The 12,023-nt window shown below is 60.4% G+C and carries 11 protein-coding genes; 4 read left to right on the top strand and 7 right to left on the bottom strand.

The annotated features are described in order from the left end of the window. The first annotated feature begins 10 nt into the window (after positions 1-10). The 3 genes from L63ED372_RS05800 to L63ED372_RS05790 all read left to right on the top strand — a co-directional run bounded on the left by L63ED372_RS05800 (position 11) and on the right by L63ED372_RS05790 (position 3,457). Complete coding sequence (locus L63ED372_RS05800) at positions 11-1,591, top strand: M14 family metallopeptidase (RefSeq protein ID WP_082431601.1); 1,581 nt, start codon at positions 11-13, stop codon at positions 1,589-1,591. Positions 1,592-1,799: 208 nt separating this feature from the next. Beyond that, positions 1,800-2,930: a hypothetical protein gene (locus L63ED372_RS05795; RefSeq protein WP_197275330.1), complete on the top strand. Its 1,131-nt coding sequence runs from the start codon at positions 1,800-1,802 to the stop codon at positions 2,928-2,930. Positions 2,931-3,070: 140 nt separating this feature from the next. After that, positions 3,071-3,457 (top strand): diacylglycerol kinase, encoded by a 387-nt coding sequence (locus L63ED372_RS05790; protein WP_062404256.1) that lies wholly within the window; start codon positions 3,071-3,073, stop codon positions 3,455-3,457. Between the two features lie 10 nt (positions 3,458-3,467). On the opposite strand, the gene L63ED372_RS05785 is transcribed toward L63ED372_RS05790, so the two are convergent. Genes L63ED372_RS05785 through L63ED372_RS05775 form a run of 3 tightly spaced genes read right to left on the bottom strand, consistent with a single transcriptional unit; the run spans position 3,468 to position 7,318 of the window. Then, positions 3,468-5,162: a phosphoethanolamine transferase gene (locus tag L63ED372_RS05785; protein WP_062404254.1), complete on the bottom strand. Its 1,695-nt coding sequence runs from the start codon at positions 5,160-5,162 to the stop codon at positions 3,468-3,470. Positions 5,163-5,219: 57 nt separating this feature from the next. Further along, positions 5,220-6,632, bottom strand: a complete 1,413-nt coding sequence (locus L63ED372_RS05780) for a histidine kinase dimerization/phospho-acceptor domain-containing protein (RefSeq protein ID WP_197275329.1) — start codon at positions 6,630-6,632, stop codon at positions 5,220-5,222. An 8-nt stretch (positions 6,633-6,640) separates the two neighbouring features. Next, complete coding sequence (locus tag L63ED372_RS05775) at positions 6,641-7,318, bottom strand: response regulator (RefSeq protein WP_062404249.1); 678 nt, start codon at positions 7,316-7,318, stop codon at positions 6,641-6,643. A 129-nt stretch (positions 7,319-7,447) separates the two neighbouring features. On the opposite strand from L63ED372_RS05775, the gene L63ED372_RS05770 reads away from it, so the two are divergent. Beyond that, on the top strand, positions 7,448-8,203 hold the full coding sequence (locus L63ED372_RS05770) for a phosphatase PAP2 family protein (protein WP_231624570.1): 756 nt from the start codon (positions 7,448-7,450) through the stop codon (positions 8,201-8,203). Positions 8,204-8,206: 3 nt separating this feature from the next. Here L63ED372_RS05770 and L63ED372_RS05765 read toward each other — a convergent pair whose 3' ends face one another. The 4 genes from L63ED372_RS05765 to L63ED372_RS05750 all read right to left on the bottom strand — a co-directional run bounded on the left by L63ED372_RS05765 (position 8,207) and on the right by L63ED372_RS05750 (position 11,970). Further along, on the bottom strand, positions 8,207-9,085 hold the full coding sequence (locus tag L63ED372_RS05765) for a sugar phosphate isomerase/epimerase family protein (protein ID WP_062404247.1): 879 nt from the start codon (positions 9,083-9,085) through the stop codon (positions 8,207-8,209). A gap of 7 nt (positions 9,086-9,092) precedes the next feature. Beyond that, the gene (locus L63ED372_RS05760; protein WP_062404245.1) at positions 9,093-9,968 is read right to left on the bottom strand and encodes a 4-hydroxyphenylpyruvate dioxygenase; all 876 of its coding nucleotides are present in this window, start codon (positions 9,966-9,968) and stop codon (positions 9,093-9,095) included. A 20-nt stretch (positions 9,969-9,988) separates the two neighbouring features. Then, positions 9,989-10,822, bottom strand: coding sequence for a shikimate dehydrogenase family protein (locus L63ED372_RS05755; protein WP_062404243.1), 834 nt, complete (start codon positions 10,820-10,822; stop codon positions 9,989-9,991). Positions 10,823-10,974: 152 nt separating this feature from the next. Next, complete coding sequence (locus L63ED372_RS05750; protein WP_062404241.1) at positions 10,975-11,970, bottom strand: TRAP transporter substrate-binding protein; 996 nt, start codon at positions 11,968-11,970, stop codon at positions 10,975-10,977. Positions 11,971-12,023 lie beyond the last annotated feature (53 nt).

Below are 12,023 nucleotides of genomic sequence, written 5' to 3'. Positions count from 1 at the left end.
AAGTCACGACATGAAAACGGTCGGATCATTTTTTGTTGCAGCGCTGCTGGGACTCAGCCATTCTGTTCACGCACAATTTGATCCCACCAAGGTGGTCATTGAACCGCTGGTCATTTCTCAGCATTTCAATGCACCCAACACCCGTTTCTCGACCCCTGCTTTTGCAGCGGGTCGAGAAAACTTCACTTCTTATGCTGAATCTGTTGAGTTTTTAAACGCACTGGCTCAGCGACACAACAACATTCGCATCGAAACCGTAGGCTCTTCCCAGCAAGGTCGGGCCATGCTCTTGGTGGTCATGGCAGGCCCTCGTGGCTACAACGCCAATTTACCGACGCTCATGTTGATGGCCCAACAGCACGGCAACGAGCCCGCTGGTGGTGAAGCGGCACTGGTCATGGCACAGAAACTGTCCACCGAGCGTGCGATTCTGTTGGAAAGCATGAACGTTTTGATCATGCCCAACACCAACCCAGATGCCGCCGAACGGTTCAAACGGGAATCGATCAACGGCATTGACATCAACCGAGACCACTTGCTCTTGCGCACCCCCGAAGCGCAGGCGATTGCAGCGGCCCTGAACAAGTACTCACCGCATCTGGTGCTGGACCTGCATGAATTCACGGTCGCTGGGCGCTGGGTGGACAAGTTTGGCGCCGTGATGCACAGCGACGCATTGCTGCAAGCGGCAACCGTCGGAAATTTAAGCCCCATTGTCCAATCTGTTCAAACGCGTTACCTCGCAGCGGCTCGCAACGCCCTTGAGGCCAAAGGCCATCGCGTCGAGGATTACCACACCTCATCCAGTAACGCCAAGGATCTCACCGTGTCCATGGGTGGGGTGAACGTAGACACAGGACGAAATGTGGGTGGCTTGCGCAATGCGGTCAGCTTGCTTCTTGAAACTCGAGGCGTCGGAATTGGTCGTGCCAATTTTGCGCGCCGAGTTGAGTCTCACGTCCTGGCAGCCACCGCGATTCTCGAAACTGCAGCCCAAGACGGCCAGTCACTTATCAAAATGCAGCAAGAAGCTGGACGCACAACAGCCGAGAAATCGTGCACTGGCAACATGTCCATTGTGGTCAAGCACACGCCTCAACGGCGACGTCTGAGCTTTTTAGATGCCAAAACCGGCGAACCTCGCGCCATAGACGTGGATTGGCGCTCTGCACACCAGTTGAACATTGAGCGCGAGAGAACGCGTCCTTGTGGCTACCTGATTGCGGCAGATCAAACTGTAGCCGTGCAACGCTTGCGTGATCTGGGTGTGAAGGTCACCACACTGGACAATCAGCCTCAACCCTGGGAAACAGAAGCCTATGTTGTCGCCAACGAGAACGCCGGTAGCCGTCAAGATGCTCGCGGCGCCATCTCTGATTCGCAAAATCCCATTCGTTTGCTCAATGTGAAAACACAAGCTGGCAAGCTGACACCTGCGGCGGGCTCATACTATGTATCTTTGAATCAGCCCCTGGCCGGACTCGTGACTGCCGCGCTAGAGCCGGACTCACAAAACAGTTTTGTCGCAAACCGCTTGATGGTCGTTGGAGACAACAAGTTGCTGCGCGTGATGAATACCCCCTCTTTCTAAGAAAGCTTTAACTGTGACTTATCGTTTATCCACTTGTGCACGTGTCGTCGCAACCGCCTTCATGGGTGTCAGTCTGGCCGCATGTGTCAGCCCATCCCAAGTCATCCCCGAAGTGGCGCCCGTTTCCAAGGTTTGTCCTGAAGGTGTGCCTGCAGGTGCGACATGTCTTCGCGGTCAAGACTCTGCTTCGGCGCATTACCTCATTGTCATGCCCGCCAAATGGAGTGGAGTTTTGGTTGTTCACGCGCATGGTGGGCCCAGCTATGGCCCACCCAAAACGTCACGCAACGACGAGGACATCAAGCGCTGGGCCATCACGGTCAAAGAAGGTCACGCATGGGCGGGATCCGTTTTTAGGCAAGGTGGCTTTGCCGTGACCACGGCGGCAGAAGACACAGAGCGCGTACGCCGCATTTTTGTGGACCACGTGGCCAAGCCGCGCACAACGCTGCTGCACGGGCAATCATGGGGAGCCATGGTGGCCACTCGTGCTGGCGAAATGTTTCCGAAATCCTGGGATGGCATTTTGTTGACCAGTGGTGTGGTCGCAGGCCCCACCACCTACGACTTCCGACTGGATATCCGCGCTCTCTACCAACACTTGTGCAACAACCATCCGCTCCCCACAGAGCCCGCCTATCCCCTGTCGATCGGTTTGCCCACGGACAGCAAGCTCACTTCTGCTGAACTGGCCAAACGCGCCAATGAATGCCTTGGCACAGCCACCCCAGCAGCCCAAAGAACGCCCCAACAAGCGCAAAAACTCAAAACGATCGTGGACGTTCTCAAAATGCCTGAACGCTCAGTGCTCAGTCATTTAAATTGGGGCACGTTTGCGCTGCAGGACGTCGTCAGTAAAAACGGCGGGGCCAGTCCTTTTGGCAACGCCAAGGTGCAATACGCCGGCTCTTCTGACGATGCCCAATTGAATGCCCGTATTCCTCGATTCCAGCCAGACCCCAAAGCCGCAGCCCTGTTTTCTGCCGACGTGGACCACCATGGCCGATTCTCGGTGCCCGTCATCAGCAGCCACGCCATCAACGACTCGACGGTGTTTGTGGAGGGGCAAGCTGCTTTGCGCCAGAAAATGGTGGCCGCAGGCACAGCCGACCGTCTTGTTCAGACCTATGTGGACTCCAGCGAGCACAGCTATTGGGGCGATGCACATTACCCTCCCCTGTTCAATGCGCTCCTCGATTGGGTCGTCAAAGGTCAAAAACCAACGCCAGAGGGCATCGACCAGCGCTGCAAGCAACTTAATCCGACGCAAGCCAAAGATTGCCGCTTCCTTCCGAATTACGCAGTCAAACCCATCGCGTCACGCATTTATCCGCGTTAATTCAGGCGCAGTGACCTTCAGCCCGAGCATGGCATTCACCATGCCGGGCACAGCCCCAGGGCGGCGCATGGCCAAAGCGATAAGGTCCCGTTAACATCGGCACCTTAAGCTTTCGGCTCAAAACCATTTTTGCTCCGCACATGAACGACAACAACACCGTAGCGCCCAAACGCCGGGGCCTGGCCCGCGTCTGGCACGCCTTTTTTTATTCCATCGAAGGTTTACGCGCCGGATGGCACGAGCCTGCTTTTCGGCAAGAGGCGATGCTGGGGGTCGTGATCTTGCCTGCCGCCTGGTGGCTGGGCCAAAGCTGGACCGAAGTGGTGCTGCTGGTGGGCGTGGTGGTGGCCGTGCTGGTGGTGGAGTTGCTCAACACCGCCATCGAAGCGGCGATTGACCGCGTGGGACCCGAGTGGCATGAGCAATCCAAGCTGGCCAAGGACACGGGCAGCGCGGCCGTGCTGCTCAGCTTGCTGCTGTGTGGCGGAGTGTGGCTGTCGGCCCTGTGGCGTTGGTGGTCAGCCTGAGCGTTCTGGCTCAGGCCGGGCGTGACGCACAGGCCGAAAACACATCCAACTCGGGCTTGTGCATACGGGTTTTGACCCGGGCAAGTGTCAAGACGGAATGAAAGTAATGGTCGTGCGAGACCGCCTCGGCCACCTGTTTTTTCCAGCAAGCGCCGTCCCAGCCCAGCTGTGACTGCATGGGTTTGGACAACCACAGCGCCATGGGCACATGGGTTTGCTCTTTGGGGGCCATCACGAAAGGCATGCCGTGCAAGTACAGGCCTTTTTCGCCGAGCGATTCGCCATGGTCTGAGACGTACAGCATGGCCGTTGGCCGTGGCTGGCTCTTGAGCCAACGCACGGTTTGCGACAGCAGATGGTCGGTGTAACGCACCGCGTTGTCGTAGGCGTTGACGATCTCCTGGGGCGGACAGTTTTGCAGCACATTGGTGCGGCATTCGGGCTGGTAGACCTTCATGTCGGGCGGTGTGCGCTTGTAATAGGCCGGGCCGTGGTTGCCCATTTGGTGCAGCACCACCACGGTGCCCGCTGAGCCAGACCCCGAAGCACCCGCTTTTTCGAGCTGCGCCAGACGCTCGGGCAAGACACGCAGCATGATTTCGTCAAAGCACTCACCATCCGGACACAAAACCGGGTCTTTCAATTCACGGGTGCTGGCGTTCGGTATGCGGTCACAAACGCCTTTACAGCCAGACTGGTTGTCCAGCCACAACACCTGCATGCCAGCACGTTGCAAGACGTCCAGCAGGTTTTCATAAGGGATGTCGTTTTTGGCGTTCGCCTCGCGCCCCAGATGCGAAAACATACACGGCACCGAGACTTGGGTGTTGGTGCCACAGGAGCTCACATTGGAAAAATAAGCCAGCTCCCCACTGCCTTGCAGTTGGCGCAGCTGCGGTGTGGTGTCGCGCTCGTACCCACCCAATCCGAAGTTGGCAGCACGTACGGTTTCACCCACCACCAACACGATCAAGGGTGGTGCCTCGCCTGCCCCGGATGTTCGGGCCAATGCTGCGTCTTGCCCGATGGGCTGCAAAGGAAGTCTGACCTGCGCGGTCTGCCCCACCACCAAACGTGTGCTGGCATAAATGGTGTTGAAAGGGTTGAGCATGTAGCGCAGGGATTTGTGGTTGCGCATGGTCGAGGCCAGATCCTGGAAAGAAGCCCAGATCACCACCAGCATGAGCAGCAGTGCCAAGCCCGCCAGGCCCAGCTGCCGCCCCAACAAACGCCGGGTGGGCAGTTGTTGCACGGGCTGACGCCACCACCACCATCCCGGCAGCACCACGCCCAGAGCCAACACCGCCAACAAAGACCATGACAACAAATCGCGCACTTCGCGCACATCCGTCTGCACGGTGTTGGCCATCATGGTGGGGTCGATCACCACACCATAGGTGTGCATGAAATAACTGTTGGCCACCGCCACCAGCAAGAGCACCACACCCACGGGTTTGCGCCAACGGGGCCAAACCAGCAGGCTCAACAGCACAGTGGTGGCCGCCATCACGATCAAGCCAAAACCGAGCAAACCTAAGCTGGTGCGCAGGCCGTGGTTGTCCGTCAAGGCCCACAGTGCCCGCCACAGGGGCAGATTACCCGCCGTGCTGAGCCACAAGGCCAGCACCAGCAACAAACTCAAGGGGTGCCAAGGGCGGCGGGCAGGCGCATCAGAAGGAGAACGATCGGCAGAATTGGGCGTCATGTGCAGCAAAAGACAAAAGAACAAAGCGCATTGTAAAAATCCACGCTTATCGCAACATTAAGCCTTGCCAGAAAGTTCAACCGAGGCAGGCCAAACCAACGCAAAACGCTTGCCAAAAGGTGCAGCACCATCATCGCGCACCAGCTGCGCCCCCTGGCTTTGGGCAATGCGCTCGACCAAGGTCAGGCCAATGCCCAAGCCCGTGTGGTGGCCAGATGCTGGGGCATCACTCAAGTCGCCGCCATCATCACTCACCGAGAGCGCCACCTGGCCTGCCGCATCGCGGGCCACACACACCTCCACGTAGGTGCCTGCCGGGTTGTGGCGCAAGGCGTTGTCCACCAAGTTGCGCAAGGCCAGCTCCAGCAAAGTGGACTGCCCGGGCAGCACCAATGACTCGGGCGCTTCGAGCGCGATGTCTTGACCCAGCTCGTGGGCCAGCGACGCATGCTCAGACACCACGCGCAGGGCCAAGGCGCACAGGTCCACCTGCTCAGACACATCGCCCGTCAGGCTTTGAGCCCGCGCCAGGTCCAGCAACTGCGACAAAATGCGCCCCGCACGCAAAGCGCCCTGCTCCACCGCCTGCAAGGCCTGGTCTTGTTCGGCAGCCCCACCCCCGTTGCGTGCACGCCGGGCCTGCAGCACCAGCGCCGTCAAGGGGGTACGCAGTTCGTGGGCCACGTCGGCGGCAAACCGCCGCTCACGCCCGATCTGGGCCTGCAGGCGCAGCACCAAAGCGTTGATCGACTGCACCGTCACGCCCAGTTCCCGATAAGGCTGCTGCGGCACCAGGGTTTGGCCCGCATCGACATCGAGCGCCGCGATCTTGCCCGACAAACGCTGCAGGGGCAGCAGGCCGCGCCGAATGGCAGAGGCCAGCATCAAGGCCACCAGCGGTAAAAACACCAGCGCAGGCAACAGAATGTGTTCGGAAATGTCGGCGGCCAACGCTTCACGCCGCGCCGGGTCCATGAATACCGCCACGCGGCGAACCGCTGTGGCCTCGGTCGATTCGGCCACATACACCCGCCAATCTTGCGAGACGCCCTGCAGCGTCAGGCCCAGTGTCTGGTGGCCCAGTGCCAAGCGGGGTGGCAGTTGGGCGTGCACACCGTGTGAGTCCCAGACCAAGCGATCACCCTGCCAAATCACCACATGAAATTCAGGCGCATAGGCGTTCGGTGGGTGTTGGCTGAGGGCTGCGGGCATCTCAGCCTGATGGACGGTGGGGGTATTGGGTGTGCCAGGCACCAACAAGGGTTGAGCCAAAGGCTGGCTGAGCAGCAGTTGCGCGGCCGACACCAGCAGGCCGTCGCTGATTTCTTCGGCCTCGTGGTAGCCCGTGGAGTAGGCCAAGCCGGCCAACAACATCCACAGCGCCACCACGGCCCCCAGTGCCCAGGCCCACAGGTAGCGCCACAAAGAGCGGTCTTGGGCCCTGCCAAGATGGACTTGAGGGGTCGTCATTTGCGCCATCAAGCCGGCCCTTGGGGTTCTGGCACCGGCACAAAGTAGCCCACGCCGCGCACTGTCTTGACCAGGCCATCGCCCAGTTTGCGGCGCAGGTGGTGCATGTGCACCTCCAGGGCGTTGCTGTCCAGCACTTCGTCAAAGCCATAAAGTGCTTGCTCCAATCGCTGACGCGAGAGCACCTGGCCGCTGCCGCGCAAAAGCGCCAGCAGCAAGGCAAATTCTTTGGTCCGCAGGGCCACGGGCTCGCCGTTTCGCACCACCGTGTGGGCCGCCGGGTCCACCACCAAGTCCCCGTGCCGCAGCACCGGCGAAGCGCGGCCTTCGCTGCGGCGCAAAGCCACGCGCATGCGGGCCAGCAACTCTTCGGGCTCGAAGGGCTTGACCAGATAGTCGTCGGCCCCCTCATCCAGCCCGGCCACCCGGTCAGGCAAGGCATCTCGGGCGGTCATGATCAGCACCGGCATGACGCTGCCCGAGCTGCGCACCTGGCGCAGCCAGTCCAGCCCATCGCCGTCGGGCAAGCTCAGATCCAACAAGACCAGATCAAAAGGCTCCACGCGCAAAGCGGCCGAGGCCAGTGCCAGGGTGGCCGTCACATCCACCGCGTAGCCGCTGCCCCTCAGGGTCGCGGCCAGGCCTGTGGCGATGCCCGTGTCGTCTTCCACAATCAATACCCGCATGGCTTCATTTCCGGAGGTGTGCCTGATCTGCTGATGAGGCCTGATTGTGTCAGGAGTGGTGTGCATGTTGGGCATCTTGGCAGGGCGAAATTAAGGCAGCCTTAATGCGGCGGCTGTTTAATGCCTGCCATGACCCTCATGGCCCTCGACAAGATTGATAGAACGCCCCTGCCTCAACAAAGGGAGCGAAACCGATTGGGCTCAGCATCGCCCGGTGTGTGGCTATGGCTTGCCTGTTTCGGGCTGACCGTGGTTTGGGACGCTTCGGGGGCTGACTTGAGCGTGATGCGCTGGCTGGGCGATGCACAAGGCTTTGCGCTGCGCGACCACTGGTGGCTCAGCACAGTTGGGCACGACGGTGCCAAGCGACTGGCTGTGCTCGTGTTCGTGGGCATCGTGTGGATGGTGTTCCGGCCCATGGGGATCTGGCGCCAAATGCCCCGCACACAGCGGCTCGAAATCGTCGTGGGCATCACCCTCAGCCTGTTGGTGGTCACCGCCATCAAACGCGTCAGCATGACCAGCTGCCCTTGGGAGCTGGAGGCTTTTGGCGGCATCGCCAACCATGTCTCGCATTGGGCTTGGGGTGTCACCGATGGCGGCAGTGGCCATTGCTTTCCGGGCGGCCACGCCTCCAGCGCTTTGGCATTCTTGGCCCTGAGCTTGCCGTGGCTGGCCTCCACCGAGCACCACCATCGGCGCACAGGACAAAAACTCATGGTGGCCATCTTGGTGTTGGGCCTGGTTCTGGGGGCCATCCAAACCCTGCGCGGCGCCCACTACCCCAGCCACACCGCCTGGACAGCCTTGATTTGTGCGGCAGTGGCTTGGGTCAATCACCGATTGTTTGCAAGCTATCGATCCTGGTCAACGCGCCCATCCTGAATCTCAAGCCCTGCGCACCCACCCGGGCAGCGGTGCCGATTTGTGCAATACGTCTTGGTGCAGCCAAGTAGCGCTGCGCCGGGCGCGTTCAGCCACGGTGGCCAGCGGCAGCTGCTGGTAATCGTCGTTGAACACCTCGAAGCTGTAGTCGCCCCGGTAGCCAATGCGGTCCAGGCGCAGCACCAAATCGGCCAGTTGCTCGCTGTGCACACCCTCGCCGGGGAACACACGGAAAGTCCGGGCGGTGGTCATGCGTTCTTCAAAGGTGGGGGTTTCTTGCCACATGAAGTCCGACAACTGCACCAGAAAAATCTTGGACGGGTCCAGCTCTTCGATGGCGTCCAGAGATGTCTTGGCGGCAAAGATATGAAAAGAGTCAATGCCAATGCCCAGATTGGGGCAATCGGCGCGGCACACCACGTCCCAGCTGGTAGTGAATTCATTGACGGTGCGTCCCCAGGACAAAGCTTCATAGGCGATCTGGATGCCCAAGGGCACCGCCAGCATGGCGAGCTTTTTCAGATCGGCGGCTATCAAGTCGAGGTCTTGGGTCGCGTGGCGCGAGGTGGACGAGCACACCAGCAAGACCTTGCTGCCGGTCGCTGCACACATCTCGAGCATGGCCTTGGCGATGTCGAGTTTGTAACTGTGCAAATGCCCCGAGAGCCCTTCGAAGTCGCGCAGCACCTGAAAACCCGTGGGCCGCATGCCGCTGGCCTGCACCGTTGCCACAGCGGCCTGCACGCCACCAGGGTGCGTGACGAGATCGCGGGCCATCAGCATCACCTGCGAAAAACCCGCATCCTTCATCGCGGCCAGCTTGGCCTCCAGCGTGCCGGCCAAAGTGATGGTGTCCATGCCGTAACCGTTGAGCAAGTTCATGACGGCCTCACTGGTGAACGAGTTCAAAGGCGACCGAGCCCAAAGCCGCTCGGGTCAGTGCGCCCCTGTCTTCGGGGTGCAGTTGGGTCGACTCGACAAACTCCACGCCCTGCGCCTTGAGCGCTGCCACGGCCTGCCCCACATCAGGCACGCCAAAACCAATGCGTTGCAAGCTCTCGGGGCTGTCGTCACCGTCCATCCAGGGCTCGGGCTCCACCAGTTGCCACAAGAAGCTGCCGCAGGGGCTTTTCATCAACTTGCCCTTGGGCAAAATGCCAAAGCGCTCCTCATCGGGGATGCTGCTGAAGTCGAACATGTGTTCGTAATAGGTCTGCCAATCGGCGCTGCGGGCCGCACCGATGTACTGCACCACGCCGAAGTAGCTCATGCCTGCCAGCGCAGGTGGGTTGGGGTTCACGGTGGGGATGGGCTTGAAGTCGATGTCGTAGATCGAGAACTCTTGCCAGCGGTCCACAAAGTAAAAACGGCTGCCGCCCGGCCCGTGGATGGCGGGGATGTGCAACTCCATGGCCTGGGCATGGCTGTCCACGTTCCATGCACCCAAATCCAGGCAGCGGGTGTGTGCCTTCAGGGCATCCTGCACCCGAAAAGCCACGGCCGAAATCGCGGGCTGACCGTCAACCGTACTGCTCACACGGGCGTCATCTGGGCTGGCGTTGACCACCAGGTTCATCGTGCCTTGGCGGTACAGCGTGACCTCTCGCGAGCGGTGGCGGGCCACTGGGCGAAAGCCCATGTTTTCGAGCACCTGGCCCAAGGCCTGTGGTCGGCTGGTGGCGTATTCAATGAACTCAATGCCCGCGATGCCCAATCGGTTGGGCATGTCCGGCACGTCTTCGCGGTCCAATTTGTTCAGGCTCATCGCAATGCTCCTTTGGGGGCTCAATAGCTCAGCCGCGCCCCACGGCGCAGCACATCAGCCGTGGTGGTGGGCAGGCCAAAAAATTCCAGATAAGCAGGGATTTGCTCGTACAGCATGTCGGTCCCCACCTGGGTGGGGCAGCCGCGTGCTTGGGCCGCTGCCAAAAATGCGGTCGTCTCGGCACGCATGACCACCTCGCCCACAAAAGTTTCGGGCGACAAGCGCGTCACATCCAGGGGCAGCGGGTCGCCTTCGTTCATGCCCAAGGGCGTGGCGTTGACGACCAGGTCATGCCCCAGCGGATCGTTCGAGCCGGTGCGCACCTCAATGTGCGGGTGGTTGTCTTTGAGCCGCTGGGCCAATGCCTCGCAGCAAGCGGCGTTCACATCGAACAGGCTGATGGCAGCAATGCCTGCGCCCGCGAGTGATGCGGCAATCGCACAACCCACGCCCCCTGTACCCACGACCAGCACGCGTTTGCCGGTCAGGTCAAAACCCTTGCGCTGGACGCCGCGCACAAAACCGGCACCGTCAAACATGTCACCCACCAGGCGGCCATCGGCCAGTCGCTTGACCGCGTTGCAAGCCCCCGCCACGCGCACGGCGGCGGTGACTTCATCGATCAAACCCACGGTGCTGACCTTGTGCGGCATGGTGATCAGCGCACCCCGGATGTTTTCGAGGCTGAACACCGACCGGAGGAAAACCGGGTAGTGCTCGGCTTTGCAACCCATGGGCACCACCACCGCGTTGATACCCGCCTCGTTGAAGTACGGGTTGTAGATCATCGGGGACTTGAAGGTGTGTGTGGGGTAGCCGATGTGCGCAATGATTTCTGTGTGGCCGTTGATCATGGACTGTGGGGAAGAAGTCCGCAGCGCGTCGGCATGCGAACTGAAGAAATCAGGAATTGTCCCCTTCAATGCAGGGGCTGGCGCCGCTGCAGCGCAAGGCTGCAGCGGTCACTTTTAAAGCCAGGCCACGGCTTGGGCCGTGGACCTTGGGCTTACTTGCGCAGCTTGGCCAGCTCGGCTTGCAGCTCGGCCACGGTGGCCGCAATCGGCTCGCCGTGCTTGGCAATCACGGGCTTCATCTTCTCGCGCAAGATGGCCACTTCGGCTGCGGGCAAGGTCGTCACTTGCATGCCGCCTTTTTTCAGGTTCTCGAGCAAGCTCGCTTCCTGGGCACGGGCCTGGGCACGCTGGAACTTGGACGACTCGGCAGCGGCATCGCTCAGGATTTTCTTGTCAGCAGCAGACAAGGTGTCCCAGAACTTTTTGCTGATCACGATCGACTGGGGGTTGTACTGGTGACCGGTCAAGGTCAGGTGCTTTTGCACTTCATACAGCTTGGCGCCGTTGATGGTGGCCACAGGGTTTTCCTGACCGTCCACAGCCTTTTGTTCCAGCGCAGCGTACAGCTCTGGGAATGGCAGTGGTGTGGGGTTGGCACCCAGCGCCTTGACCCAGTCCACGTTGATCGGGTTGGGGATCACTCGCAGCTTCAGGCCTTCGATGTCCGCGACCTTGTTGATGGCGCGGCGGCCGTTGGTCAGGTTGCGAAAGCCCAGTTCGTAGTAGCCCAGACCAACCAGGCCTTTTTCTTCCAGCTTGGCGTGCATCTTTTTGCCAAAGGCACCGTCAACCACCACATCGGCTTCTTGGCCACTGGCGAACAGGAAGGGGAAGTCAAACACGGCGAAGTCTTTGACCTGCGAGGCAAAGATGCCGGAGTTCATCGAGGCCATCTCCAAAGTGCCGCCCTGAATGGCCGAGACGTTGGCTTGGTCGCTGCCCAATGCGCCACCTGGGAACAGGTTGACCTTGAGCTTGCCGCCGGACTGCTTCTCGACGATCTCTTTGAACTTTTCCATGCCCTGAACGATGGGGTGTCCCGCTGCGTTCTGGTTGGCGAATTTGATGGTCCTGTCTTGCGCCGAAGCCACGCCCATGGCGGCCAACGCCACGGTGGCGATCAAGGACTTGATGAATACACGTTTCATGAAGGGTCTCCAGAAAAAAGAAGGACGTACGCTGTGCATCAAAGGGGTGGTTG

The organism is Limnohabitans sp. 63ED37-2 (assembly GCF_001412535.1).
Classification (GTDB): Bacteria; Pseudomonadota; Gammaproteobacteria; order Burkholderiales; family Burkholderiaceae_C; genus Limnohabitans_A.
This window is presented reverse-complemented; position numbering and strand designations above follow the sequence as displayed.